This is a genomic window from Streptomyces sp. NPDC054849 (assembly GCF_053610945.1).
In genome coordinates this window covers 77,323-103,055 of record NZ_JBSGZI010000016.1, presented here as the reverse complement: position 1 = coordinate 103,055, position 25,733 = coordinate 77,323, and the positions used below count along the sequence as shown (strand labels likewise).

Here is a 25,733-nt window from a genome sequence, read left to right as displayed (position 1 = left end):
GGCCCGCCTCGGCCCGGGCCGCGCACCCCCCGGCGGGGGCCGCCCCCCGCCGGCCGGGGGCCGTCCCCCCCGGCCGGACTCCGTGGGATCAGGCCTGCGCGGAGATCCGCGCGAGGCGCTGGGCCTCTTCCCGGGTGGACACGGCGATGGCGTCCTCGTCCGCGAAGAGGAGGCGGTTGTTCTCGACGATCTGCTTGCCGTTGACGAACGAGGCCGTCACGGGGGCCGCGGCGCCGAAGACCAGCGCGGTGACCGGGTCGGCGATCGAGGAGTGCAGGAAGGTGCTCAGGTTCCACAGCACCAGGTCGGCGCACTTGCCGACCTCCAGCGAGCCGATGTTGTCGGCGCGGCCGAGGACCTGGGCGCCACCGTACGTACCCAGGCGCAGGGCCTGGCGCGCGTTCAGGGCGCGCTCGCGGTGGACCGTGTTCAGCCGGTTGATGAGGAGCGCGTTGCGCAGCTCGGTGTGCAGCTCACCGGACTCGTTGGAGGCGGTGCCGTCCACACCGAGGCCGACCGGGACACCGGCGGCGAGCATGTCCGGGACGCGGGCGATGCCGGCGGCCAGACGGGCGTTGGAGGACGGGCAGTGCGCGACACCGGTCTTGGTGCGGGCGAACGCGGCGATGTCGGAGTCGTTCATGTGGACGCTGTGCGCCATCCACACGTCCTCGCCGAGCCAGCCGGTCGACTCGAAGTAGTCGGTCGGGCCCATGCCGAACAGTTCCTTGCAGAACTGCTCCTCCTCGACGGTCTCGGAACCGTGCGTGTGCATGCGCACGCCCAGGCGGCGGGCCAGCTCGGCACCCTGCTTCAGCAGCTCGGTGGAGACCGAGAAGGGGGAACACGGGGCGACGGCGACCTGGGTCATCGCGTCGAAGGAGGCGTCGTGGTACTTCTTCACGGTCGCCTCGGTGTCGGCGAGCGCACCCTCGAGGGTCTCGACGGCGTGGTCCGGCGGCAGGCCGCCGTCCTTCTCACTGCGGTCCATCGAGCCGCGGGCGAGGGTGAACCGTACGCCCATCTCGGACGCGGCGCGGATGATCGAGCCGGAGAGGTCGCCGGAGCCCTTGGGGAAGACGTAGTGGTGGTCCATCGCGGTGGTGACGCCACCCTTCGCCATCGCGGCGAGGGAGCCCTGGGCGGCCGTGTACGTCATCTGCTCGTCGATGCGCGCCCACGTCGGGTACAGCGCGACCAGCCAGTTGAAGAGGTTGTGGTCGGTGGCCAGTCCACGCGTGATCCACTGGTAGAAGTGGTGGTGGGTGTTGACCAGACCGGGGGTCACGAGGTGCCCGGTGCCGTCGATGCGGCGGACGACGTTCTCGAGGTTCCCGGGGGCCTGGCCCGCACCGATCGACTCGATCTTGTTGCCGGCGACGACGATGTGACCCGAGGCGTACTCGGTGTCGTTGGCGTCGACGGTCGCAATCGCACAGTTCTCGATGACGATGCGCTCGACCGCGCTGTCAGGGGCTGCCGATGCTGCCATGGGACTTCCTCGTGCTTTCAGTGGCGGTATGGGCACGGCAAGGCCCAGGAGATTTGAGTGCCGGAGCCGGGGGCCTTGACAGCTGACAGTACTGCCGCCCCGAGTGATGCGTCCGGGTGCCGATTCAGGAAGCTGACGGTGTGTCGCGGTCCCGGGGCCACTGCGGAGCCCCGGGGCGCGCGTGCCGCATCAGAGGTTGGTCATGTCCACGGGGATACGGGCGTCGACGCCGTCCCGGAGAACAGTTGCCTCGATCAGACCGTACGGACGGTCCGCGGCGAAGTAGACCTCGTTGTCGTTCTTGAGGCCGAACGGCTCAAGATCCACGAGGAAGTGGTGCTTGTTCGGGAGCGAGAAGCGGACCTCGTCGATCTCCGAACGGTGGTTGATGATGCGCGAACCCATCTGGTACAGGGTCTGCTGCAGCGACAGGGAGTAGGTCTCCGCGAAGGCCTGGAGCATGTGCTTCCTGGTCTCGGCGTAGGACTTCTCCCAGTTGGGCATCCGCTGCTCGTCGTCCGACCAGTTGAAGCGCCAGCGAGCCGACACCTGAGTGGCCAGGATGCGGTCGTAGGCCTCCTTCAGGGTCGTGTACTTGTCCTTCACGTACCCCCAGAACTCGGAGTTCGTGGAGTTCATGACGACCAGGTCCTTGAGGCCGGAGATGACCTCCCAGTTCTTGCCGTCGTACGTGATCTGGGTGACGCGGGTCTCCATGCCCTGGCGGACGAAGGAGTGGTTCACCTCGTCGGAGCCGATGAACTTGGAGTTGGCGTCCGAGGTGGCGATCCGGTCCCAGGCGTACTCCTCGATCCGGATGCGCGCACGCTGGATCGGCTCCTGGCTGCCCACGAACCAGCGCGCCAGGTGGATGCCGAACTGCTCGGCGGACTCGATGCCGTGCTCCTTGGCGAACGCGTACACCGTGTTCTTGGTGGTGTCCGTCGGCAGGACGTTGGCGTTCGAGCCGGAGTAGTGGACGTCGTCCATGTCGCCGGACAGGGCGACCGAGACGTTCAGGTCCTTGATGTGGTGCGTGTCGCCGTCCCGCGTGATCTTGACGACGCGGTTCTCTGCTTTGCCGTACTGGTTCTGGCCCAGAATCGTGGCCATGCTAGCTCCCTCGGTAAACGGAGTAGCCGAACGGGTTGAGCAGCAGCGGTACGTGGTAATGCTCGCCCGGGTTCACCGCGAAGGTGATGGTGACCTCGGGGAAGAACGCACCGCTGTCCCTTACGCGGGGGGCGTCCTGCTGCGCCTCGGCTTGCTTCACTGTGTTGATTTGACGCGTGAAGTACGTCTCGGTCTCGAAGTCGAGACGCACGTGGGTGGTGCCCTCCGGCAGCGCCGGCAGATCCTTGCAGCGCCCGTCCGCATCGGTGGCGGAGCCGCCCAGGGCCGCCCACTCGCCGTCCAGACCCGTACGGGCCGAAAGCGAGATGGCGACGCCCTCGGCGGGCTTGCCGATGCTGGTGTCCAGGATGTGCGTGGACACCGAGGCGGTGGTCTCCGTACTCATGCTCACTCTCCTTCTACGCGTTCGACGAGGCGGGTCAGGCGGATCTTGTTGATCTTGACGAGCTCGCCGCGGGCGATTTCCCGCTCCTGCTCCGGCGAGTTGTCGATCCGGACCTTGACCGCGTCCCGCATGAACTCACCGGTCGCACCGGTGGCGCAGATGAGGAAGACGTGGCCGAACTTCTCCTGGTAGGCCAGGTTCAGTTCGAGGAGCTCGTTCTTGAGCTCCTCCGAGGCGCCGGCCATGCCACGCTGCTCGCGGGCGGAGGTCGGGTCTCCCGGCTTCGGCCGGCCGATCGGCGCGTGGCCTCCCATCGCTTCGCCCAGGTCCTCCGCGGTGAGCTCCGCCATGGCGGCCTCGTTCGCGGCGAAGAGGGATTCAGCGGTGGCGAAGGGGCGCTGGGCGAGCAGTTTGCTCCCCCACGCCGAGCTGGCGCACACCTCGTGCAGCTCGGCCGCGGCCGCGCTGTCGTCCAAGGCGTTGAACCGGGTGAGACCCGGGGTCGGACTCGAAGTCACGGTAGGCCTCCGTGGCCTGTTGTTGCTTTGACGGGCTGCGCATAGCTAACGCCCTCCACAACACGGCGTCAACACTTTGTTGAAACTTCCCGTACACAAAAGCCGCCGCCCGGGTGAATCGGGCGGCGGCTCGTCACCGTGAGTCAGAGATCGTTCACCCTTGGCTGGTCTTGCCCGTCCCTTTGGCGGAGCCGGCGTCCCTGTTCAGGTAGTTGTAGACCGTGAAGCGGCTGACCCCCAGGGCGCCCGCGACCGTTTCCACACCGTGCCGGACGGAGAAGGCGCCTCGCGCCTCCAGTATCCGCACGACATCCTGCTTGGACTTCCGGTCGAGCTGCGACAACGGTACGCCGTGGCGGCGCTCCAGGGCCGCCAGGATGTGGTCCAGCGAGTCCGAGAGCTGCGGCAGGCGCACGGCCAGCAGGTCCTGACCCTCCCAGGCGAGGACGACGTCGTCGGGCTGCGCCAGGGACGGATCCATCAGCTCGCCGCCCATGGCGTCCACCAGCGGCTTGACCGCGGCGACGAACGGGTGGTCGCGGGGCTCGGTCATGGGGTGTCCTCCCCGATCACGTTGACCTGGAGCGAGACGCGCGTGGCTCCCGCCTCCAGGGAGTCGCGCAGCAGGGCGCCCACCGCGGCCAGCACCCGGTCGGCCTCGCCCTCCGCGGTGTTTCCGAACGGGCCGACGTCCACCGCGTCCAGCTGGGCCTTCTGGATGACCTCGCGGGCGGCCACGGCATGGGCAGGAGCCTCTTCGAGGTCGAAGGGCTCGGTCGTGAACTCCACTCTCAATCGCACGCGGTCAAGCTACCCCGCGGTCTCGATTCTCCGGCAGTCCGTACTTGACATCCAGGACAAGCCCGATGCAGTCTTCCATCAAGCAGAAACTAACTTCCGCAATACGGAAGGAGCGCACGCCCCTCATGGGATACACGGACCAGCGCTTCGATGTAAACCTTTCGATCCTCTTCACGGAACTCCCGCTCCTGGAGCGTCCCGCGGCAGCCGCCGCGGCGGGCTTCACGGCGGTCGAGCTGTGGTGGCCCTGGATCGAGACCCCCACCCCCGCCCAGGAGGAGCTCGACGCCCTCAAGAAGGCTCTTGAGGACGCCGGCACCCAGCTGGTGGGCCTGAACTTCTACGCCGGCCGACTGCCGGGTCCGGACCGCGGTGCGGTCTCGGTCCCCGGTGAGGAGTCGGAGCGCTTCAACGCCAACATCAACGTGGCCGCCGACTTCGCGGCCTCGGTCGGCTGCAAGGCGCTGAACGCCCTCTACGGCAACCGCGTCGAAGGCGTGGACCCGGCCGTTCAGGACGAACTGGCGCTGAAGAACCTGGTCGTGGCGGCCCGGGCCGCGGACCGCGTCGGCGCGATCCTCCTGATCGAGACCCTCAACAAGCCCGAGTCGCCGCTCTACCCGCTGGTGAGCGCCCCGGCCGGCATCGAGGTAGTGGACAAGGTGAACGAGGCCACCGGCCTCGGCAACGCCAAGTTCCTGCTCGACCTGTACCACCTGGCGATGAACGATGAGGACCTCTCCGAGGTCATCGAAAAGTACGCCGCCAAGACCGGACACGTCCAGATCGCGGACAAGCCCGGGCGAGGTGCCCCCGGCACCGGCGAGCTGCCCCTCGAGGAGCTGCTCGACCAGCTGAAGAAGGCCGGATACGAGGGCTACGTAGGCCTGGAGTACAAGGCCGCCGACGCTGCCGCCTCCTTCGCATGGCTGCCGGCCGAGGCCCGCGCCGCGAAGTAGGCGGACAAAGTCCAGGCGATCAGCCAGGCACGTCACGCACTTTTCGTACGAAGCATTAAGAGAAGGACCCTCATCATGAGCAACCCCACCGCGCTCCCGTCGATCGCATGGATCGGGCTCGGCATCATGGGCTCCCCCATGGCCGAGAACCTCCTGAAGGCCGGCTACTCCGTCACCGGCTTCACCCTGGAGCAGGACAAGCTGGACCGCCTGGCCGCCGCCGGCGGTACCGCGGCCGGCTCGATCGCCGAGGCCGTCAAGGACGCCGACGTCGTCATCACGATGGTGCCCGCCTCCCCGCAGGTCGAGGCCATCGCCTACGGCGAGAACGGCATCCTGGAGAACGCGAAGTCCGGCGCGCTGATCATCGACATGTCGTCGATCACCCCGCAGACCTCGATCGACCTCGCCTCGAGGGCCGCCGAGAAGGGCATCCGCGTCATCGACGCCCCGGTGTCCGGCGGCGAGGCCGGCGCCATCGAGGCCGTCCTGTCGATCATGGTGGGCGGCGAGCAGGCCGACTTCGACGAGGCCCTGCCGGTCCTCCAGGCCCTCGGCAAGACCATCGTGCTCTGCGGCCCGCACGGCTCCGGCCAGACGGTGAAGGCCGCCAACCAGCTCATCGTCGCGGTGAACATCCAGGCGTGCGCCGAGGCCGTCGTCTTCCTCGAGAAGTCGGGCGTGAACCTCCAGGCCGCCCTGGACGTCCTCAACGGCGGTCTGGCCGGCTCCACGGTCCTGACCCGCAAGAAGGACAACTTCCTGAACCGCGACTTCAAGCCCGGTTTCCGGATCGACCTGCACCACAAGGACATGGGCATCGTCACCGACGCCGCCCGTAACGTCGGTGCCGCCCTGCCGGTCGGCGCGGTCGTCGCCCAGCTGGTCGCCTCGCTGCGCGCCCAGGGTGACGGCGGCCTGGACCACTCGGCCCTGCTCCGCGCCGTCGAGCGTCTCTCCGGCGCCCAGATCTGACGGTCCGAGCACCCTCCCCCCGTCACCGGGGGGACCTGAGTCTCCGGATGGTGCCGGCGCTGACACCTGTCCTGTCGCGCCCAAGCGCCGGCACCGTCCGGATCACCTCTCCTCAACTTCGTTCAACAAACTGTTGACGTTTAGTTCTCGCCGAATTTAGGCTGTTCCGCATGACGGAAGACACTTTCCGTCAGCAGTTACCCGTACGGAAGGTCACCATGTCGAAGCGCACGCTGACGACCGAGTCCGGCGCCCCGGTCGCCGACAATCAGAACTCCGCCACCGCCGGCGTCGGTGGCCCGCTCCTGGTCCAGGACCAGCAGCTCCTCGAGAAGCTTGCCCGCTTCAACCGTGAGCGCATCCCGGAGCGCGTGGTGCACGCCCGCGGCTCGGCCGCGTACGGCTACTTCGAGGTGACCGACGACGTCACCGCGTACACCAGCGCCGCGTTCCTGAACACGGTCGGCAAGAAGACCGAGACCTTCCTGCGCTTCTCCACCGTCGCCGACTCCCTCGGCGGCGCGGACGCGGTCCGCGACCCGCGCGGCTTCGCGCTGAAGTTCTACACCGAAGAGGGCAACTACGACCTCGTCGGCAACAACACCCCGGTGTTCTTCATCAAGGACCCGATCAAGTTCCCCGACTTCATCCACTCCCAGAAGCGCGACCCCTTCACGGGCAAGCAGGAGCCGGACAACGTCTGGGACTTCTGGGCGCACGCCCCCGAGGCGACGCACCAGATCACCTGGCTCATGGGTGACCGCGGTATCCCGGCGTCGTACCGTCACATGAACGGCTACGGCTCCCACACGTACCAGTGGACCAACGAGCAGGGCGAGGCCTTCTTCGTCAAGTACCACTTCAAGACGAACCAGGGCATCCGCTGCCTGTCCTCCGAGCAGGCCGCCGAGGTCGTCGGCAGCGACGCCAACTCGCACCAGACGGACCTGCTCCAGGCCATCGAGCGCGGTGTGAACCCGAGCTGGACCCTCTACGTCCAGATCATGCCCGCCGCCGAGGCCGCGGACTACCGCTTCAACCCGTTCGACCTCACCAAGGTGTGGCCGCACAGCGACTACCCGCTGCAGCGCGTGGGCCGCCTGGTCCTCGACCGCAACCCGGACAACGTCTTCGCAGAGGTCGAGCAGTCCGCCTTCTCCCCGAACAACTTCGTCCCGGGCATCACCGCCTCGCCGGACAAGATGCTCCAGGGCCGTCTCTTCGCGTACGCCGACGCCCAGCGCTACCGCCTCGGTGTGAACCACACCCAGCTGCCGGTCAACGCCCCCAAGGCGACGAAGGCCGACAACTACGGCCGCGACGGTGTCATGGCGCTGCGCAACGGCTCGCGCCACGACAAGAACTACGAGCCCAACTCGTACCAGGGTCCGGCCGAGACCGGCCTGGCGCTCGGCGCCCCGAAGGCCGTCTCCGGCTACACGGGCACCCACGAGGCACCGGCCCACACCAAGGACGACGACTTCTTCCAGGCCGGTGAGCTCTACCGCCTGATGTCCGAGGCCGAGAAGCAGCGTCTGGTGGCGAACATCGCCGGCGGCCTGTCCCAGGTCACCCTCGAGGACGTCATCGAGAAGAACCTGGCTCACTTCCACGCCGCTGACGCCGACTACGGCAAGCGCGTCGAGGAGGCCGTTCGCGCCCTGCGCGACGCCTGAGCCACACAGCTGTACCGGGGGCCTGACGGGAGGTCAGGCCCCGGGTGCTGAGCCCGACCCGTGGACCCGGATGAGGGGTGGTACGCGGCGAGGGCAGAGTGCGCCGGCCCATGTGGCCGGCGCCGCGTGAGGACCGTGGCGAGCGTGCGAGCCAGTGCGGTGGTAATGGGTTCCGAGGCCCGTCTCTTGACCTGAGGGAGACGATGCCGGAGTTCTCGTCGCCCGCCCGCCACGGTCCCAGCCGTTCCTTCTTCTACCGGGGTCACGCACAGGGCCCCCCGTGCAAGGAGGAACACACCTCCCCCTCTACTCCGCCCGGCGGTGCGAACGTCCTGTCGCGCCAGCCTCGCCCCGTCGGGCGGTCACAAACCAGAGCGCCGAGTCACGGACGGTCCCGTGACTCGGCGCTTTGTCGTTCCCCCGTTTCCTCGAAAGCTGCAGGGCACCCTCGCCTGCAGCAGCGACGACGGGCCACGGCTCTACCGATGAGGCCCTCAAGAACACGCCGGACGCCCGTGCCGCCCCGCCCCGCTCCAGCTGCTGCTGAGCGAGCTCCAGGACGCACGCCCCCCTCGGGCCGCGAGAACAGCACTGCCCGGAGCGAGCCGTGGCCCGGCGTCGTCTTCGACACCGGCCTGCGGGAAACCCTGACCGAGTCCACCCACTCCCGGCCCGCAGGACACGGCGGGAGCCTCTCGGACGCCCAGGCGGCCGGCCTCCCCGACTCCCCCGCGTCACAACGGTGGACGCCACCGAGCGTCTGAACCGCCCTGGTGGAGGGCATCGGCGAGCGCAGCTGAGCGGCTCCCCGACCTTGGATTGGGCCTGAGAGCGTCTGAGCGGCTCCCTGACCTTGGGCCGGGCCTGAGAGCGGCTGAGCGGCTCCCTGACCTTGGTCCGGAGGCGCGAACTCCTGACCGGCGCGGTGGACGCCGAACTCGGCTCCGTCCCCGCGTGGCGTCGCGCCGCGCGACCCCCGCCCGGGCCGTACGGGGAGGCGGAACACCGACGGCGCCCCTGCCGCGGACCTACGGAACAGCCCGCGCCCCCGCCCGGAACGCACAACGACCCCCGCCCCTCCTGACGGAGGGACGGGGGTCGCCGCGTCCTGCTTGGCCTGGCGGTCAGTCCTACCCGATCAGACCTTGAGGGCCTTGATCGCGGTCGGCGCGTGGCCGGGCTCGGTCGCGAGCTCCTCGAACTCGGTGACATCGCTCATGTCGACCGTCTTGCTCATCGAGATGTTGGTGACGCGCTCCAGGATGGCCTCGACGACGACCGGGACCTGGAACTCCTGGGCCAGCTTCTTGGCCTGCTCGAAGGCGGCGCCCAGCTCGTTCGGGTCGGTGACGCGGATGGCCTTGACGCCCAGGCCCTCGGCGACCTTGACGTGGTCGACGCCGTAGACGCCGATCTCCGGGGTGTTGATGTTCTCGAACTCGAGGTTGACCTCGAAGTTGATGCCCAGGCCGCCCTGCGCCTGACGGATCAGACCCAGGTAGGCGTTGTTCACCAGGACGTGGACGTAGGGGACCTTGTGCTGGGCGGCGACCGCCAGCTCCTCGATCATGAACTGGAAGTCGTAGTCGCCCGAGAGCGCGACGATCGGGGTCTCCGGGTCCGCGGTGGCGGCACCGATCGCGGCCGGGATGGTCCAGCCGAGCGGGCCGGCCTGGCCGCAGTTGATCCAGTTGCGCGGCTTGTAGACGTGCAGCATCTGCGCACCGGCGATCTGGGACAGACCGATGGTGGTGACGTAGCGGGTCTCCGGGCCGAACGCCTTGTTCATCTCCTCGTAGACGCGCTGCGGCTTCATGGGGATGTTGTCGAAGTGCGTACGGCGCTGCAGGGTGGCCTTGCGCTCCTGGGCGGACTCGGCCCAGGCGGAGAAGTCCGGCAGCTCGCCCGCGGCCTTGAGGTCCTTGGCGACCTCGATGAAGAGCTCCAGCGCGGCCTTGGCGTCGGAGGCGATGCCGTAGTCCGGGGCGAAGATCTTGCCGATCTGGGTCGGCTCGATGTCGACGTGGACGAACTTGCGGTCGCCGCGGTAGGCGTCCAGGTTGTATCCGGTGTGACGGTTGGCCCAGCGGTTGCCGATGCCGAGGACGAAGTCCGACTCGAGGAAGGTCGCGTTGCCGTAGCGGTGCGAGGTCTGGACACCGACCATGCCGGCGCTCAGCTCGTGGTCGTCCGGGATGGTGCCCCAGCCCATGAGGGTGGAGATCACCGGGATGTTGGTCAGCTCGGCGAACTCGACCAGCAGGTCGGAGGCATCGGCGTTGATGATGCCGCCACCGGCGACGATCAGCGGACGCTCGGACTCCAGCAGGAAGCGGACGGCCTTCTCGGCCTGGGCGCGGGTGGCGCGCGGCTTGTAGACCGGCAGCGGCTCGTAGGTCGCCGGGTCGAACTCGATCTCGGTGAGCTGGACGTCGATCGGCAGGTCGATCAGGACCGGGCCGGGACGGCCGGAGCGCATCAGGTGGAAGGCCTCCTGGAACACGCCCGGAACCTGCGCGGCCTCGAGGACGGTGGTGGCCTTCTTGGTGACGGGCTTGGCGATCGAGGCGATGTCGACGGCCTGGAAGTCCTCCTTGTGGAGCTTCGAGACCGGAGCCTGACCGGTGATGCACAGGATCGGGATCGAGTCCGCGATCGCGGAGTACAGGCCGGTGATCATGTCGGTGCCGGCCGGGCCCGAGGTACCGATGCAGAGACCGATGTTGCCCGCCTTGGCACGGGTGTAGCCCTCGGCCATGTGCGAGGCGCCCTCGACGTGGCGGGCCAGCGTGTGCTTGATGCCGCCCACGTTCTTGAGCTCGCGGTAGAACGGGTTGATCGCAGCACCGGGCACACCGAACGCTTGTTCGACACCCTCGAGCTTGAGGATCTCAACTGCAGCGGCGGCGGCTGTCATACGAGGCATCAGGTTCTCCTGCGGGTCTGGCGGTCAGGCTTTTCCGTCATCCGGAAGTTTTGTTCTGCTATACGGAACAAGCTAAGTGGCGGCTCCTTCGACGTCAAGGCGGTACCGGACCTCGGAAGCCACCAAAAGCCGCATCTCGCTCGGTGAGTTGTACAAATGACCGGTCCGGCGACGGGAATCGCCTGGAAATGGCGCGCACCCTCCCCCTGGTGGTCGCCGGTGGTGGAGCATGGACCTACGCACAGCGACGGAGAGCGACGGAGAGGGTCCAGGTCTCATGGCGGAAGCGGTACCGGTGCGCTGCCCGGCGTGCCTGCGCGAGAACGGCTACACCGCCCCGGTGTTCCCCTGCGCGTGCGGAAGCCCGGTCAATCCCCCGCTGGACCTGGCGGCGCCCCCCGTGCCACTGACGCATCGCACCTGGTCGGACAGCTGGGTGACGGTGCGGTGCACGGCCTGCGGACGGGAGAGCGAGTGGCCGCATCCCGAGCTGGGGTGCGCATCGTGCGGGACAGTGGTGCGGCTTCCGGTGCACCCGCTGCCTCCGGTGCACCCGCCGACCGGCGGGCCCGGGGACGGGGCGCCGGGGCCGGCCGTCGCCGGGGCTCCGGCGGACGGCATCGACGCGGGGCGGAGTCCGGGCACCGGCACGGCGGGCGCGCCCGACGGTCCGGCCGCCCCGACCGACCGGGTCCGCTCCGCAGGACGGCCGGATCCGCGCGCCGACGGGCACCGGAAGGCAGACCGGAACGACACGCAACGGCGGACGGGCGGCCACCCGGCTCCGGCGCACATCCCGCTTCCACCGACCGCGCCGGTGCCCCGGCCGGCGTTCCGGCCGGTGACCATCCGCACGGCCCGCGACGCGGTGACCACGGCCGCGCTGTACCTGCGCTGGCTCGGCTTCCAGGACGTACGGCAGCCCGACGGGCGCCCGATCCCCGCGGCGACCGTGGACCTGCGGGCTCCCGGACTGGTCGCCCAGGTGGACCCGACCACCGCACCGGCCGGGCTGCGGGCGGTGGAGTGCGTCTGGCTGAACGGACTCACAGCTTCAGCGACCAGCGTCTACTTCGCGCTCGCCGGGTACACGGAGGACGCCCGGGCCCGCGCGGACGACCTCGGGATACCTCTGTTCGTCATGGACCTCACGGGCATGCCCCAGCCGGTCAACGACCCGGCGGACGAGCTGGTGGGATCGGGAGCCTAGGGGTCGTCGTGCCGATCAACCGGCCCGGCGGGCTCGGCGAGCCACCCCCTAAGCTCGTCTGCGTTACCCACTGCGTGTCGGCGACTGCTCGCCGGCCACCGCCCTTCCTGCCCCGGAGAGCTTGATGAGCCTGTACGATATCCCGCTGACCACCCTGTCCGACGAGCCCACCAGCCTCGCGGCCCACAAGGGCAAGGCGATCCTCCTCGTGAACACCGCTTCGCAGTGCGGACTCACCCCGCAGTACTCCGGACTGGCCCGCCTGCAGTTCACGTACGAGGAGAAGGGCTTCACGGTCATCGGCGTGCCCTGCAACCAGTTCGGCGAGCAGGAGCCCGGCAACGCCGAGGACATCCAGACCTTCTGCGCGGCCGGTTTCGGCGTCACCTTCCCGATCCTGGAGAAGTCCGAGGTCAACGGAGAGAACCGGCACCCGCTCTACCGGGAGCTGGTGAAGACCCCGGACGCGGCCGGCGAGGCGGGGGACATCCAGTGGAACTTCGAGAAGTTCCTGATCTCCCCCGCCGGCGAGGTCGTGGCCCGCTTCCGCCCGCGCACCGAGCCCGAGGCCCCCGAGGTCGTCGCCGCGATCGAGGCGCACCTGCCCGCGTAGGACCTTCTCAGGACCTCCGTACGGGCTGCTGCGCGGGGCGGAGCAGGGGTCCCGGCGCCCGGCCGGCAGTCGCCCCGGCCGGCACCCGGCCCGCTTGTCGCTCCGGCCGGCGCCCGTACCGCTCAGCTCAGGTCGGCCTCGTCGTACTCCCCCGTCGAGCCGGCCGCGGTGAGGTCCCGCAGCTCCACCCTGCGGATCTTGCCGGACACGGTCTTCGGGAGCTCGCCGAATTCGATGCGGCGGATCCTCTTGTACGGGGACAGCACCGCACGGGAGTGCGCGAACAGCACCCGGGCCGTCTCCGGTCCCGGCTCCCAGCCGACGGCGAGCGTGACGTACGCCTTCGGCACCGCCAGCCGCAGCGCGTCGGGGGCCGGGACGACGGCGGCCTCGGCGACCGCCTCGTGCTCCAGCAGTGCGCTCTCCAGCTCGAACGGGCTGATCTTGTAGTCCGAGGCCTTGAAGACGTCGTCGGAGCGTCCGACGTAGGTGAGGTACCCGTCGGCGTCGCGCGCGGCGATGTCGCCGGTCCGGTAGAGCCCGTCCGCCATCGCCTCGGCGGTGCGCTCCGGGTCGTCGCGGTAGCCGGTCGTCACCCCGGCGGGCTTGGGCCGCAGGTCCACGCAGAGCTCGCCCTCGTCGGGCGACTCCTTTCCGCTGACCGGGTCCAGCAGGACGATCTCGTACCCGGGCGCCGGGCGGCCCATGGAGCCGGGCTTGACGCGGGCCCCGGGGAAGTTGCCCACCTGCAGGGTGGTCTCCGTCTGGCCGAAGCCGTCGCGCACGGTGACGCCCCAGGCCTCTCGGACCTTCTCGACGACCTCGGGGTTCAGCGGCTCGCCGGCGGCCACGGCCTCCCGCGGGGGCCTGGCCAGCTTGGTCAGGTCGGACTGGATCAGCATCCGCCACACGGTGGGCGGGGCGCAGAAGGTGGTCACGCCGTGCCGGTCCATCTCGGCCATCAGCCGCTCGGCGTCGAAGCGGGTGTAGTGGTGGACGAAGACGGTCGCGCCGGCGTTCCAGGGCGCGAAGAGGTTGGACCAGGCGTGCTTGGCCCAGCCGGGGGAGGCGATGTTGAGGTGCACGTCGCCGGGGCGCAGCCCGAGCCAGTACATGGTGGAGAGGTGCCCGATGGGGTACGAGGCGTGCGTGTGCTCGACGAGCTTGGGGCGGGCGGTGGTGCCGGAGGTGAAGTACAGCATCAGCGGGTCGGTGGCGAGGGTCTCCCCGTCGGGGGTGAAGGCGCCGTCGGCGCTCTGCATGTCCGCCAGCCGCCGCCAGCCGGCCGGGGTCTGGTCCCCGGCGGCGATCCGGGTGTAGCCGCCCGGCACCTCGTCGAACTTGGCCGTGTCCTCGGCGCGGGCGACGACGTGGCGCACTTGGCCGCGTGCGACGCGGTCCCGCAGGTCGGCGGGGCCGAGCAGGGGGGTGGCGGGGATGACGACGGCGCGCAGTTTCATCGCCCCGAGCATCACCTCCCACAGCTCGCGCTGATTGCCGAGCATGACCAGGATCCGGTCGCCGGGCGCGACCCCCTGCTCGCGCAGCCAGGCGGCGGCCGCGCCGGACCGTACGGACAGCTCCTCGAAGGAGAGGCTCCGGCTGGTGCCGTCCTCCTCGACGATGCGCAGGGCGTCGGCGCCGTTCCCGGCGGCGATGTGGTCGAACCAGTCCAGGGCCCAGTTGAAGCGGTGGGGGCGGGGCCAGGTGAATCCGGCGTAAGCGGCCTCGTAGTCTCCACGGCGTTCCAGCAGGAAGTCCCGTGCGGCCAGGAACTGGGCGGTGGCGCTGCTCTGCGTGCTGTCGCTCGTCATGCCAGGTATCGTGCCGCGTTCGCCGGACGGACCACCAGGGCGGCGTCAGCCGGGAGTTGACCGGTCCCGGACGCCGGACGACCGTACTGCCCTCAGGTGCCCGCTTGGCCGGCTCCTGCAGTGCCTTCGTCCGCAACGCCTGTTGCAGGGTGTTTCCCTGGGGTCCGCACCCACCGGCGGATCAGGGCTTGACCACCCCGAAATGCACGGCCACCGCGGCAGCACCGGCGACCTCGGCGGTCTCCCCCATCCCTGTGATCAGGCGCTCCCCTTCGGCGACGATCTCCTCCTTCGCCGCCTTCGGGACCGCACCGAACAACTCGACCGTGAGCACCCCGTCCTGCAGCTTCCACAGACCGGCGAGGAACCCGTCGACGAGCAGAGTGCAGTGGGCCTGGTTCCCCGTCCAGGTGCGCCCCCGGATCTCGGGGGCGATCACCCGGGTGCGGTCGGCGTGCGAGAGCAGGAGGTTGTCGAACTCCGGGAGGAAGCGGGGCGGCGCCGGGGTGTCCGCGCCCGGGCGGGGTGCGTCGGGAAGGTCGAAGAGCTCAGCGCCGTTCTCGTCCCGGAAGACGGCCAGGCCCGGGCGCAGCCGCTCGAAGACCTCGCGCAGCCGGGTGAGTCCGGCCCAGGTCTGCATGTCCTTGACGGAGGCGGGTCCGAAGGCGGCGAGGTAGCGCAGCACGACGTCGTCCACGGGCTGCGCCGCCCCGGCGGGCTTCCCGAGCCAGCGCTCCACGGTGGTGAGCCGGACCTGCCCGCTGCGCCCCCACACGCCGCGGGGTGTGACCTGGACCAGCGGCAGCCGGCAGCGCGCGGCGACGGACAGGGACTGCGGGTCCGCGTCGGGCCACTCGTCGAGCAGGTCCTCGCGGATCTCGCCCATGGTGCGCGGCTCGCTCTCGACGAACGCGCGGGCCCGCCGGGCCAGCCGGTCCAGGTCGACGCCCACGAGCCCCTTCCGGAAGTAGGCGACCTCCCGGTCGCGGGCGGGCTGGACGAGCGGGCGAAGGGTCAGGGCGTCGTGCGCGGTGTGGGTGTGGATGGTGGAGCGCATCGTGACCATCCGGACCACCTCACGGGCCTCCATGAGCCCGGCCAGTTCGGCGGGCCGGAATCCGGCGAGCCGCGCGTGGAGCTGGAAGTACGGGGGCTTCACGTTCTGCGCCTGCAGCCCGAGGAGGTGCGCGACGGCGTCACGCGCGGACATCTCGGCGCGGTGCAGCAGCAGTTGCCGGGCGAGCGTGGCACGGTTCAGAGCGCGGGTGTCGAGTACGGGATGCATCGTCCTGGAAGCCATGACGGCAAGCTAACCCCCTTGCGGACATCTACGGTCCGCAACTCCACCTGTCCGTTCCATGGTTGCCGGCATTGCTCTCCGGCGCGGCCGTGCTTTTCGGACCGGCCGAGATCCTTCTTGAGGCCGGCGGCGGTCATCGGAGCTGGCGGCGGACCAGGTCGTGGAAGAGGCCGGTCGGGTCGGCCAGAAGGTCGGCGGGGTGGCCCTGCTGGACGATGCGGCCGTCCGACATGGCGATCACGCGGTCGGCGTCCATGATCGTGGACAGTCGGTGGGCGATCACGATGCGGGTGGCCTGCAGGGTGCGGGTGGATTCGATGACCACGCGCTGGGCTTCGTTGTCCAGCGCGCTGGTGGCCTCGTCGAAGAAGAGGACGCGCGGCCTGCGGATGAGGGCCTGGGCGATCATCAGACGCTGGCGCTGGCCGCCCGAGACCGTGGTGCCGCCGTCGGACAGCATCGTGTGCAAGCCCATCGGCATGGCCTTGATGTCTTCGGCCAGGCCCGCCATCGCGGCGGCTTCCCACGCCTCCTCCAGCGAGAACGTCCCGGCGCCGCAGATGCAGTCGAAGAGGGAGCCGGTGAAGGGCTGGGCGTTCTGCAGGACGACTCCGCACTGGCGGCGCACGGCCGCCTGGTCGAGCGCCGCCAAGTCCTGGCCGTCGTACAGGACGCTGCCCTCCACGGGCTTGTCGAAGCCGATGAGCAGCCGCAGCAGAGTCGACTTGCCGCAGCCGCTGGCTCCGACGATCGCGACGAACTCGCCCTGCCGGACGTGGAAGCTGACGTCGTCGAGTACGAGCGGTCCGTCGTCTCCGTAGCGGTACGACAGGCCCCGGGCCTCGATGGCGCCGGTCAGCACGCCGGGACGGGTGCTGGAGCGGCCCACCTCCGGGGTCTCCTGTAGGAGCGGTCTGACCTGCTCGAACATCGGCAGCACCGCGGCGGCCGAGATGAGCGCGCCGGTGAGCTGGGTGACCGAGGACAGCAGCATCGTCAGGGCCGTGCTGAAGGTGAGGAACTCGCTCGCCGACATGGCGCCGCGGGCAGGCCCGGCCAGCAGCATGAACATCACCAGCATGCACAGCGGCAGGTAGACCGCGCCCAGCACCGTGATGACGTTCTGGATCCGGCCGATCCGCTGCTGCAGCTCGCGCGTCCGGGCGAACTCCCGCGCCCACGCGGCGTAGGCGAAGCTCTCGGCTGCGGCGACGCGCAGCTTGGGCAGCCCGCGCAGGGTCTGGAAGGCCCGGTTGCCGAGCGTGTTCCCGAGCTTGATCAGCCGTCGCTGGTAGCGCAGTTGCCACAGCCCCAGGCCCAGGAAGACCGCCGCGACGACGAGCAGCATGGCGGCCGCCGCCATCGCCAGCGGCACGCTGTAGACGAGCAGCAGCACGAGGTTCATCGTGCCGACCGCGGCGGCCTGCACGGATACCGAGCCGATGCCGGAGAGCACCCGTCGGATGGCGCTGATGCCCATGGCCGCGCCGGCCAGTTCGCCGGTCGAGCGGTCTGCGAAGAAGGTCGTCGGCAGGCGCAGCAGCCGGTCCCACACCGCCGGCTGCAGGGTGGCCTCGATCCGGCCCTCCATCCGCAGGATGGAGATGTTCTGCAGCAGCATGAAGGCCGCGGAGACGAGGCCGGTCGCGATGAGTGCCAGGGCCGTCTGCACGATGAGGCTGTTCTCGGCCTTCGGTACGTACTGGCCGAGCACCTTGCCGGTGGCGATGGGAACCAGCGCGCCCAGGACCACTGCGGCCAGGCCGCCGAGGAGCAGGCTGCGCAGCTCCCGCAAGGTGCCGTGGACGCTGAAGCGCAGTAGCGCCGGCAGGCCCACCGGTCCGTCGGGCAGCGGTCGGTAGAGCATGATGGCGCGCGGTGCGAAGGCGGACGCGTCGGCCTTGCCTCCCCGGCCGCTCGCGCGGGCCGCGCCGCCCCCGACCCTGCCGATGCGCTGCCGCGTGCCGGCGGCGGGGTCGACCGCCACGTAGCCACCGCGCCGCCACAGCAGGGCGACCGGCGCCCCGTCCTTCTCCCGCCTGCCCACCAGGGGGCCGCTGTCCTCCCTCCACCACCGTCCGCCGAGCCTGATCCCACGGGTACGGATCCGCGAGGCGAGCGCGATGCGTTCGACGGGGTCCATCCGCTCGGACGCGGCGCTGGCCTCGCTCCGTTCGGACAGGGTGATGCCTGCCTCGTCGGCGACCAGGCGGCACACCGCGAAGGTGGCGTCGACGCTCGCGCCCCGGTGGAAGCGGTCGCCGGAGCGGTCGATGGAGGCCAGCAGCGTGCGGTCCGCCTGGGTGCGGGCCGCCCGGCCGGCCGCGATTCCGGCCGCCGTACGGTCCTCGTGGTCCCGTTCGACCTGTTCGATCCAGTGGTCCAGGGCGTACAGCAGCCGGTACTGCTGGTCGACCATGCCCTGCCACATCGCCGCGTCCACGAGGAGGGTGCCCACGGCCTCCGCCTCGTACGCGGCTCCGTACTGCACGCTGCCCGGGGGGATCTGCATCCACAGGATGTCGTCGTCGGCCCCGCCCCGTCCGGTGGTGGCGCGGCCGTCCAGCGGCGCCTGGTAAAGCACGCGCAGGCCGCGGCCGAGGCCCCGTGCGAAGGCGTCTTCGAGAGGGCTCGGCCGGCCCGAGGGGATGCCCTGCTCCCCCTGCTCGGTCCACCACTGGCCGTTGTGGAACGGTACGCCGTACGCGGGGCCGGGCAGCTCCCGCAGCTCGATGCGGCGCAGCCGGCACCCCTGCACGGGCCGGCCGACCAGGGTGTGTCCGGGGCCTTCGGCCGGGCCCAGGAGCAGGGTGCCCGTCTCCAGGCGGCCGAGGAAGTGCCAGTGCCCGGCCTGCGCCGCGTCGACGGCGAAGAGGTCCAGCTCGCCGTGCTCGACGAGCCACAGGACGAGCGGCCCCTCCAGCGACACGCTGCGCAGTCCCGCGCAGTCCACCGGCGAGCCCAGCGCGCCCAGGGCCGCGAGGACCGCGTCGGAGTCCCGGCCCGGGGCCGGGCTCTGGCCCGGAGTCGGAGCCGGAGCCGGTGCCTGCCCCGGGCCGGGGTCCGGGTGGCCGGCGGTGACGGTGGCGTGGTGCGGGTACGTCACCTCAGTGCTCCTTGACCAGTTCGGCGTACGGGCCCTGCGCGGCGACCAGGTGCTCGTGCCGCCCGCGTTCCACGACCGTGCCCCGGTCCAGGACGACGATCTCGTCGCTGTCGCGCACCGTGCTGAGCCGGTGGGCGATGACCACACAGGCGCAGCCGCGACGGCGCAGGTTGTCGATGATGAGCTGTTCGGTCACCGCGTCCAGGGCGCTGGTCACCTCGTCGAGGACCATGACGCTCGGGCGGCGCACCAGCGCCCGGGCGATCTCGAGGCGTTGGCGCTGCCCGCCGGAGAAGTTGCGGCCGTCCTGCTCGACGCGGCTGTGGATGCCGCCGGGTCGCCGGGCGACCACGTCGTGGACGGCCGCGTCCTCCAGGGCGGCGACGACGGCCTCGTCCGGGATGGAGGGGTCCCACAGCGTCACGTTGTCGCGGACGGTGCCCTCGAAGAGGAAGACGTCCTGGTCGACGAAGGAGACGGAGGCGGCCAGCGTGCCGCGCGGAATGTCCTCCAGTCGCATCCCGTCGATGCGGATGGCGCCCGCCCACGGGGTGTGGAGGCCGGAGATCAGCCGGGAGACCGTGGACTTGCCGCTTCCGGAGCCGCCGACGAGCGCGACCTGACGGCCGGGGCCGACCGAGAGCGAGAAGTCCTTGAGCAGCGGGGCGTCCAGCGGGCTGTACCCGAAGGTGACGCCGTCCAGCTCCACGTGGCCCTTGAGGCGGCGGTTGCCTGCGGCGGGCTCGCGCCGCGCATACACCCGGTCGACGGGGAAGTTCTCGACGTCCTTGAGCCGGGCGACGTCGGCGGCGAAGTCCTGGATCCGTCCGGCGACGCCGCCCAGGCGGGAGATCGGCGCGGTGAAGCTGGTCACCAGGGCCTGGAAGGCGACGAGCAGACCCACGGACAGATGCCCTTCCACCGCCTGCAGGCCCCCGATCAGCAGGATCAGGGCGCTGTTGAGCGCGGCCAGCGTGGGCGCGACGATGGCCAGCCACGCGCTGGGCACGCCGAGCCGCTGCTGCACGTCGAGGGTGACCGCGTGCTGTCCGGCCCAGCGGCGGAAGAAGCCGTCCTCGCCGCCGGTCGCCTTCATCGTCTCGATGAGCTGGAGACCGCTGTAGGAGGTGTTCGTCAGGCGGGCGCTCTCGGCGCGCAGCTTCTGCGTGCCGGTGGCCCTGAGGCGGATCACGATCCGCAGGGCCACGATGTTGAGCAGCGCCATCATCACGCCGACGAGGGTGAGCTGCGGGTCGTACGTCCACAGCAGCACGGCGTAGAGCACGACCACCAGGGCGTCCACGCCCGCGGCGGCCAGGTCCCGGGCGAGCGTCTCGGCGACCGCGTCGTTGGACTGCAGGCGCTGGACCAGGTCGGCCGGGTTGCGCTGGGAGTAGAACGCGACCGGAAGTCTGAGCAGGTGCCGGAAGAAGCGGGCGCTGCCCAGGGTGGAGGAGATGATGCGCCCGCGCAGCAGGTTGGCCTGCTGCAGCGCGGTGAGTGCGGCGGTGAACACCAGGGTGACGGCCATCGATGCGAACAGCACGCCCAGCAGGGAGGTCTGCTGCCCGATGAGGAACATGTCGATGTACGTGCGGCTCAGTGCGGGCACCGACGCGCCGACGGCCACCAGCAGGATGCTGGAGATGACGGCGGCGGCCATGGTGCCCGAAGTGCCGCGCAGACGCGCCGGCATGGCGCCCAGGACGCCCGGCCTGCGACCGCCGCGGCGAAAGCCCTCGCCGGGCTCGAAGGTGAGCACGACCCCGGTGAAGCTGGTGTCGAACTCGTCCATGGGGACGAACCGGCGTCCCTTGCCCGGGTCGTTGACGTACACGCCCCTGCGGCCGAAGCGGCGGCCCGTGCCGTCGTAGACGACGTAGTGGTTGAACTCCCAGAAGAGGACGGCCGGGGCGCTCACCTCGGCGAGCGCGGCCAGGTCCATCTGCATGCCCTTGGCCGTCAGCCCGTAACCGCGGGCGGCCTTGAGGAGGTTGCTGGCGCGGGAGCCGTCGCGGGAGACACCACAGGCGATGCGCAGTTCCTCCAGCGGGACGAATCGGCCGTAGTGGCCGAGCACCATGGCGAGGGCGGCCGCACCGCATTCCACCGCCTCCATCTGCAGCACCGTGGGGGTGCGTACGGCACGGGGCGTCCTGCCCTTGGGAGCGGGCGCGGGCCTGCGTCGCGTGCCGCCGTTGGGCTCGGGGCGGTGGCGCCGGCGGCCGGCGGGAGGGAGCTGGTGCGCAGGCGGAGGCACTCGCCGCCCGCGTCGCTGCGGCGCGGTCACGGCAGCAGCCAGTCGACGGGGCGCTGAGCGGCGAGGTGGACGGCTCCGGTCACCGGTGTGGCGGAGTCGAGGGCGTACGGGGGGCCGTCCGCGGAGGACCAGCGGTAGCCGGACTCGGTCGTGGAGGAGCGCTCCAGCTGTACGATCACCGCGACCGGGCCGCCCTGCCGGGAGAACCGTTCGCCGAGCCCGCTGTCGCTGAGGAAGCTGCTGATCTGTGCCTGCGTCTGGGGCGCCCGGCCGATCGCCTCGACGCGGCCGCGCAGCATGCCGAACCGCTGCTGGGGCACCGACTGCACGCTCAGGTCGACCGGGGCGCCCACGGCGAGCGCCGACCCGCTGCCACCCGGCACGTAGAGGACGGCCACCAGGGGTTCGTCGGCGTTCTTCACATGTTCGAGGGTCGCCACGTCCGCGCCGGTCGTGACGACCGAACCCACGGTGGCGACCAGGGTCCTCAGCAGGCCGCCGGTCACCGCGCGCACGGGCCGGTCGCCCTGCTCCGTACGGACGTTGAGCAGGGGCGCGCCGGGGGGCAGCAGCGCGCCCTCCTCGGCGAGTACCGCGGTCACCTGGCCGGCGACCGGGCTCTGCAGCACGTAGCTGCCCTCGGCGTGGGTGAGGATGCCGGGTGCGCTCAGCTTGGGCGCCACGGTGCCGGTGAGGGCCCAGACGCCCGCCGCGGCCATCGCGAGGACCGTGACCGCCAGTACGAGCCGCCCCTGCGGGCGCGCGAACCGTACGGGCAGATCGAGCTCTTCGGGCGATTGCAGCTTGGAAAGTGCCTTTTCGCGAAACTGCACGGACTATTCCTTCAACTGCATTCGTATCGGTCGGGCATGCGGGCAGCCGAGAACCCCGGAGCCGTGGGGGATGCTCCGGGGTTCACGGGGAATCCACTCAGAAACCGGCGCGACCGGTGTTCACCGAAACGCCGGTGATGCCCGAGACGAGGCCGGGGACGTTGGAGACGAGACCGGTCGCGGCCTGGACGGTGTCGAGGGAGCCCACGACGCCCACGACGCTACTGACGTCGCTGGTCACAGCGCCGCCGAGGCCGCCGTTGATGCTGACGATGCCGCCGGAGACGGCGTCCAGCTCGGAGTCGGCCATCTCGCGGGTCTCGAGGTCGTTACGCATGACGCGCACCTTTCATTGGGGGGAGGTTTTTCATCGCGCGGCGCCTCGACGGCTCGGCCGTCTTTCTTTCAACTGCCGCGGTGCCCAGATAAAAGCACGCGAACAGGCGACCCGGCCAATCCCGTTGAGGCCTCGCCGCGGGGAGATGGCCACCTCTGAGGACCGGCGGGCAGGTTAATTCACGCAATGGTGACGACTTCTCCACAAGATCGAGTAACAGATAGAGGCCCTTCGCCCTTTACACGGAACCTACTGGGACATATCAACATCAAATACGGGCGAGATGTCCGGTGTGGCGAGGAAGTGTGGAGAACGGCAGACCCGATCACGCACACGCTGTGCAGATTTCCGGAAGGCGCATGGGGTGACGGGACCGTCACGCCGGGTGTGCTCAGCGGTGGCCCCTTCGCTCCCGGGGCGGCTTCAGGGGCCGGGAGGGAAGAGCGACCCCGCTGTGCGCTGGTGGAACGGCGAAGAGCCCGGCCCCGGTCGGAGGTGACCGGGGCCGGGCCTGTGGGGGGAGATCAGCAGTTGCGGATGGCCCAGACCGGCGACCAGTCCTGGCCGAGCTGGCCGCCGCCGGGCTGGAAGGACTTCACGACTCCGCCGCTCTGGTTGTAGAAGTACGAGGTGGGGCTGCCGGTCTGGTTGTTCCAGTAGGCCCCGTTGCCGTTCCAGTTGGAGACCGCGTACCGGTTGCAGTGGTAGAGGTAGAAGACCTTCCAGTCCGACGTGGTCGGATCCCAGACGAGGGTGCAGAGGTTCCCGCTGCCGCAGGTGTAGCTGCCGCCCGGGGCCACGTGGGAGGTGGAGACGGCGGGCGAGATGCCCGGCGACGCGGCGGCCGCGAGGGACGCCGACCGGGCCTCTGCCGGGGCGGCCGGCGCGACGAGGACGCGGGCGCCCGCGCCCTGCTCCGAGGATACGGCGGCCTGGGCCGACCCGGCGGTGAAGGCCGCCGTGAGCAGCATCGCGGTGGCGCCGAACATGCCGAGAATGGAACGCTTGACGTGCATCGTGAACCCCTTGTCAGAGCGGTGTGACGTGCCTCAAGGCTCACGGAGGAGCGGGCCCGGCAGTACCTCGCAGGTGCGAGGTACACCAACGTGCGGTCAGCAGTCCGGGACCCAGGAGTGGGAGCGCGGGTGCACGGCGCCGGCGAGATTGGTCCGGGTGCGCACCTTCACACAGCCCAGCAGGTCCCGTTTGTCGGTCTGCGCGTAGTAGAGGACGTCGACCTGGGTCGCTCCCTCGGCGAGGTCGAACCCGTTGTTGTAGACCGAGCGGGGCGCACTGCGGGCCGTCCACCGGCAGGGGTTCAGGCCGTCGTTCCAGTCGGCGTCGCCGTCGACCCAGGAGCACATCTCGCCCAGGCCGTCCTCCTTCGTGAAGAAGCAGACGGCCCCGCGCCGGCACCGGTCGTACCCCACCGGCTCGTCGTCGCCCCCGAGGGTGAGCAGGCCCGTGCCCCATGCGGCCACCAGGCCTGCGAGCGCCGCCGCCCCGGCCGCGATCAGTACGCGCCTCCGCCGTCGCGGGCCGGCGCCGGCCGGCTCCTCGCTGCGCGGATCCGGGAGGCGCGGATCCGGGAGGCGCGGATCCGAGAGGCGCGGATCCGAGAGGCGCGGATCCGAGAGGCGCGGATCCGGGGCATGCGGAACCGGGGCGCGCGGAACCCGGCTTCGCGGCTCCGCGCCGCGACGCGGCGCCGGCGGTGCGCAGCCCGGGGCGGGCCGGCCGGCGGCGGCCGCCTCCACCCGGCGCAGCAGAGAGGCCGCGGTGTGCCCGGCGCGGTCCTCGTGCCGCCGAGCCAGGCAGTCGCGGACGATGTCCCGCCAGGGCTCCGGCAGTTCCGGCGACAGACGCAGTTCCTCCTCGCCCCTGGCGTAGCGCAGCGCCGCGTCCCGGCGGGCGGTCGCCGTGCCGCCCGGCAGTGGCAGCGAGCCGGTCAGGACGACGTGGGCCAGCACGCCGAAGGCCCAGATGTCGGCGGTCGGGCGGATCTTCATGCCGCGTTCGCCGACCTCCGACCAGAGCAGGTCCGGCGGGGTGTAGTCGGGCGTCGCGAAGGCCGGCGCGTACGCGTGGGTGCCCTCCAGCTCCGCCGCCATGTTGAAGTCGGCGAGCCGCGCCGAGCCGTCGGGCATCAGCAGGACGTTCCCGGGCTTGAGGTCGCCGTGCACCCAGCCCGCCCCGTGCAGTTGTCCGAGTCCCTCGCAGACCTGGGCGAGGAGAACGGGGCCCGCCTCCGGCACTCCGTCGGCCAGCAGGGCGTCCAGCGACCCCTCGGCCTCCTCCAGGACGAGCACGGTGGCGCCGTCGAGTTCGGGGCGGCCGGGGTCGTCGACGGTGAGCACGTCGTACATCCGGATCAGCCGGGGTGTGCACACGCGGCGCAGCACCTCGGTCTCGCGGGCGGCGAGCTCGCCCAGGTGCCGCAGCTGGCGCGGGGTGCGGGTGCCGGTCGGGAGAACCTTGAGCGCGGCCCGGTGGGGCAGACCCGGCTCGGGGGCGGCGCGCCGAGCCGCGTACACGCTGCCGAAGGCGCCGGCCCCCAGCAGGTGGCCGACGACCCAGGGGCCGACCCGGTAGCCCGGAGGAACGGCGAGGGCGCCTAAGTGCCCGGCCCGCCCGGTCAGCGGGCGGTACCGGTCGGGGCGGCCGGCAGGACCGCCAGGTCGTACTCGCGGACGAGGTCGAAGCGCAGGGCCAAGGAGACCAGGGTCTCCTTCTTGCCGACCAGCCGCGGTCCCGGATCCGCCGTGTCGGGGCCGGGCTTGAGGCGAAGCTTGACCGCGAGGTAGTCGATGTTCCACTGCACGGCCGCGCGGTTGGCGGCCGGCCACAACGGCTTCAGCCGCTCGACGACCTGCTCGACGGTGGGAAGCGAGGCATGCGGTTCGCCGCGCAGCCGCGGCTCGCAGAGCGCGGTGAGGACCAGGAAGTACCGGCTGGAGCGGTCGAGCGGGAAGGCGAGCGCGGTGGGCTCCCCGTCGGGCTCGCCGTGAGCGTCCCGGTCGGCGTAGTCGTGGCGCGGTGCCCAGACGTCCAGGGTGAGCAGTTCGGACCCGGCCGGCAGGACGATCCGGGAGAACTCGAAGGGGACGGGTGCGCCCAGCCGCCCGGGCGCGATCTTGATGTGCTCGCCGGCGCCCTCGGGGTTCTCGACCACGTAGGTCGACGAGCCGCTGAGATTGCTGAGCGACCAGTACGTGCCGGTGGCCGCGATCTCCCCCGCGGAGCGCGAGACGCCGGCGTGCGGAACGCGCAGGCCTCCGTCGCCTGCTTCTTCACGGCCGAACCGGAGGGTCTGCCCCGGTGCCAGGCGAATGTGTGCGGCCGGGGACATGGTGGGCCCCGGAACCACGAGGATGCTGTACACGCTGCTTCCTTC

Annotated in this window: 21 protein-coding genes; 5 read left to right on the top strand and 16 right to left on the bottom strand. The window is 70.7% G+C overall.

Annotated features, from left to right (window positions below):
- Positions 1-88: 88 nt before the first annotated feature.
- The 6 genes from ACWGIF_RS10475 to ACWGIF_RS10450 form a co-directional block, all read right to left on the bottom strand.
- Complete coding sequence (locus ACWGIF_RS10475; protein ID WP_453494028.1) at positions 89-1,492, bottom strand: 8-oxoguanine deaminase; 1,404 nt, start codon at positions 1,490-1,492, stop codon at positions 89-91.
- A gap of 189 nt (positions 1,493-1,681) precedes the next feature.
- Complete coding sequence (pucL, locus tag ACWGIF_RS10470) at positions 1,682-2,605, bottom strand: factor-independent urate hydroxylase (RefSeq protein WP_453494025.1); 924 nt, start codon at positions 2,603-2,605, stop codon at positions 1,682-1,684.
- Position 2,606: 1 nt separating this feature from the next.
- Positions 2,607-3,011, bottom strand: a complete 405-nt coding sequence (gene uraH / locus ACWGIF_RS10465; RefSeq protein ID WP_453494022.1) for a hydroxyisourate hydrolase — start codon at positions 3,009-3,011, stop codon at positions 2,607-2,609.
- 2 nt (positions 3,012-3,013) lie between these two features.
- Positions 3,014-3,529, bottom strand: coding sequence for a 2-oxo-4-hydroxy-4-carboxy-5-ureidoimidazoline decarboxylase (uraD, locus tag ACWGIF_RS10460; RefSeq protein ID WP_453494019.1), 516 nt, complete (start codon positions 3,527-3,529; stop codon positions 3,014-3,016).
- 154 nt (positions 3,530-3,683) lie between these two features.
- Positions 3,684-4,082 carry a helix-turn-helix domain-containing protein gene (locus tag ACWGIF_RS10455; RefSeq protein ID WP_453494016.1) on the bottom strand — a complete coding sequence of 133 codons (399 nt, stop codon included), beginning with the start codon at positions 4,080-4,082 and terminating at the stop codon, positions 3,684-3,686.
- Positions 4,079-4,330 carry a thiamine-binding protein gene (locus tag ACWGIF_RS10450; RefSeq protein WP_326587156.1) on the bottom strand — a complete coding sequence of 84 codons (252 nt, stop codon included), beginning with the start codon at positions 4,328-4,330 and terminating at the stop codon, positions 4,079-4,081. Before ACWGIF_RS10450 ends, ACWGIF_RS10455 begins: the two co-directional genes overlap by 4 nt.
- A gap of 125 nt (positions 4,331-4,455) precedes the next feature.
- Here ACWGIF_RS10450 and ACWGIF_RS10445 point away from each other — a divergent pair, with 125 nt between their 5' ends.
- The 3 genes from ACWGIF_RS10445 (at position 4,456) to ACWGIF_RS10435 (ending at position 7,940) form a co-directional block, all read left to right on the top strand.
- Positions 4,456-5,289, top strand: coding sequence for a TIM barrel protein (locus ACWGIF_RS10445; protein ID WP_453494013.1), 834 nt, complete (start codon positions 4,456-4,458; stop codon positions 5,287-5,289).
- A 75-nt stretch (positions 5,290-5,364) separates the two neighbouring features.
- Complete coding sequence (locus ACWGIF_RS10440) at positions 5,365-6,264, top strand: 2-hydroxy-3-oxopropionate reductase (RefSeq protein ID WP_453494010.1); 900 nt, start codon at positions 5,365-5,367, stop codon at positions 6,262-6,264.
- Positions 6,265-6,482: 218 nt separating this feature from the next.
- Positions 6,483-7,940, top strand: a complete 1,458-nt coding sequence (locus tag ACWGIF_RS10435; RefSeq protein ID WP_453494049.1) for a catalase — start codon at positions 6,483-6,485, stop codon at positions 7,938-7,940.
- Between the two features lie 1,138 nt (positions 7,941-9,078).
- On the opposite strand, the gene gcl is transcribed toward ACWGIF_RS10435, so the two are convergent.
- On the bottom strand, positions 9,079-10,857 hold the full coding sequence (gene gcl, locus ACWGIF_RS10430) for a glyoxylate carboligase (protein ID WP_453494046.1): 1,779 nt from the start codon (positions 10,855-10,857) through the stop codon (positions 9,079-9,081).
- Between the two features lie 286 nt (positions 10,858-11,143).
- Between gcl and ACWGIF_RS10425 the strand changes: the two genes are divergently transcribed.
- On the top strand, positions 11,144-12,076 hold the full coding sequence (locus tag ACWGIF_RS10425; RefSeq protein WP_453494007.1) for a hypothetical protein: 933 nt from the start codon (positions 11,144-11,146) through the stop codon (positions 12,074-12,076).
- A gap of 124 nt (positions 12,077-12,200) precedes the next feature.
- A complete protein-coding gene (locus ACWGIF_RS10420; RefSeq protein WP_453494004.1) occupies positions 12,201-12,689 on the top strand; it encodes a glutathione peroxidase in 489 nt (162 codons plus the stop codon).
- A gap of 122 nt (positions 12,690-12,811) precedes the next feature.
- Here the strand turns inward: ACWGIF_RS10420 and ACWGIF_RS10415 are convergent, their stop codons facing one another.
- The 9 genes from ACWGIF_RS10415 to ACWGIF_RS10375 form a co-directional block, all read right to left on the bottom strand.
- Complete coding sequence (locus tag ACWGIF_RS10415) at positions 12,812-14,503, bottom strand: AMP-binding protein (protein ID WP_453494001.1); 1,692 nt, start codon at positions 14,501-14,503, stop codon at positions 12,812-12,814.
- Between the two features lie 181 nt (positions 14,504-14,684).
- Complete coding sequence (locus ACWGIF_RS10410; RefSeq protein WP_453493998.1) at positions 14,685-15,803, bottom strand: winged helix DNA-binding domain-containing protein; 1,119 nt, start codon at positions 15,801-15,803, stop codon at positions 14,685-14,687.
- A 133-nt stretch (positions 15,804-15,936) separates the two neighbouring features.
- The gene (locus ACWGIF_RS10405) at positions 15,937-18,756 is read right to left on the bottom strand and encodes an NHLP bacteriocin export ABC transporter permease/ATPase subunit (protein WP_453494043.1); all 2,820 of its coding nucleotides are present in this window, start codon (positions 18,754-18,756) and stop codon (positions 15,937-15,939) included.
- 154 nt (positions 18,757-18,910) lie between these two features.
- Positions 18,911-21,211 carry an NHLP family bacteriocin export ABC transporter peptidase/permease/ATPase subunit gene (locus tag ACWGIF_RS10400; protein ID WP_453494040.1) on the bottom strand — a complete coding sequence of 767 codons (2,301 nt, stop codon included), beginning with the start codon at positions 21,209-21,211 and terminating at the stop codon, positions 18,911-18,913.
- On the bottom strand, positions 21,196-22,002 hold the full coding sequence (locus tag ACWGIF_RS10395) for an HlyD family efflux transporter periplasmic adaptor subunit (protein ID WP_453493996.1): 807 nt from the start codon (positions 22,000-22,002) through the stop codon (positions 21,196-21,198). Before ACWGIF_RS10395 ends, ACWGIF_RS10400 begins: the two co-directional genes overlap by 16 nt.
- Before the next feature lie 97 nt (positions 22,003-22,099).
- Complete coding sequence (locus ACWGIF_RS10390; RefSeq protein WP_453493993.1) at positions 22,100-22,339, bottom strand: hypothetical protein; 240 nt, start codon at positions 22,337-22,339, stop codon at positions 22,100-22,102.
- Between the two features lie 524 nt (positions 22,340-22,863).
- Positions 22,864-23,355, bottom strand: coding sequence for a hypothetical protein (locus ACWGIF_RS10385; protein WP_453493990.1), 492 nt, complete (start codon positions 23,353-23,355; stop codon positions 22,864-22,866).
- 96 nt (positions 23,356-23,451) lie between these two features.
- Positions 23,452-24,978 carry a protein kinase domain-containing protein gene (locus tag ACWGIF_RS10380; protein ID WP_453494037.1) on the bottom strand — a complete coding sequence of 509 codons (1,527 nt, stop codon included), beginning with the start codon at positions 24,976-24,978 and terminating at the stop codon, positions 23,452-23,454.
- A complete protein-coding gene (locus tag ACWGIF_RS10375) occupies positions 24,975-25,721 on the bottom strand; it encodes an FHA domain-containing protein (RefSeq protein ID WP_453493987.1) in 747 nt (248 codons plus the stop codon). The genes ACWGIF_RS10380 and ACWGIF_RS10375 overlap by 4 nt, the downstream gene beginning before the upstream one ends.
- Positions 25,722-25,733: the final 12 nt, after the last annotated feature.

Bases quoted from the DNA above. Each gene is read 5' to 3' on its own strand.
- ACWGIF_RS10445 (WP_453494013.1), top strand. From the start codon at position 4,456: ATGGGATACACGGACCAGCGCTTCGATGTAAACCTTTCGATCCTCTTC.
- pucL (WP_453494025.1), bottom strand. From the start codon at position 2,605: ATGGCCACGATTCTGGGCCAGAACCAGTACGGCAAAGCAGAGAACCGC.
- ACWGIF_RS10440 (WP_453494010.1), top strand. From the start codon at position 5,365: ATGAGCAACCCCACCGCGCTCCCGTCGATCGCATGGATCGGGCTCGGC.
- ACWGIF_RS10410 (WP_453493998.1), bottom strand. From the start codon at position 15,803: ATGGCTTCCAGGACGATGCATCCCGTACTCGACACCCGCGCTCTGAAC.
- ACWGIF_RS10415 (WP_453494001.1), bottom strand. From the start codon at position 14,503: ATGACGAGCGACAGCACGCAGAGCAGCGCCACCGCCCAGTTCCTGGCC.
- ACWGIF_RS10475 (WP_453494028.1), bottom strand. From the start codon at position 1,492: ATGGCAGCATCGGCAGCCCCTGACAGCGCGGTCGAGCGCATCGTCATC.
- uraH (WP_453494022.1), bottom strand. From the start codon at position 3,011: ATGAGTACGGAGACCACCGCCTCGGTGTCCACGCACATCCTGGACACC.
- ACWGIF_RS10455 (WP_453494016.1), bottom strand. From the start codon at position 4,082: ATGACCGAGCCCCGCGACCACCCGTTCGTCGCCGCGGTCAAGCCGCTG.
- ACWGIF_RS10420 (WP_453494004.1), top strand. From the start codon at position 12,201: ATGAGCCTGTACGATATCCCGCTGACCACCCTGTCCGACGAGCCCACC.
- ACWGIF_RS10435 (WP_453494049.1), top strand. From the start codon at position 6,483: ATGTCGAAGCGCACGCTGACGACCGAGTCCGGCGCCCCGGTCGCCGAC.
- ACWGIF_RS10385 (WP_453493990.1), bottom strand. From the start codon at position 23,355: ATGCACGTCAAGCGTTCCATTCTCGGCATGTTCGGCGCCACCGCGATG.
- ACWGIF_RS10390 (WP_453493993.1), bottom strand. From the start codon at position 22,339: ATGCGTAACGACCTCGAGACCCGCGAGATGGCCGACTCCGAGCTGGAC.
- ACWGIF_RS10425 (WP_453494007.1), top strand. From the start codon at position 11,144: ATGGCGGAAGCGGTACCGGTGCGCTGCCCGGCGTGCCTGCGCGAGAAC.
- gcl (WP_453494046.1), bottom strand. From the start codon at position 10,857: ATGACAGCCGCCGCCGCTGCAGTTGAGATCCTCAAGCTCGAGGGTGTC.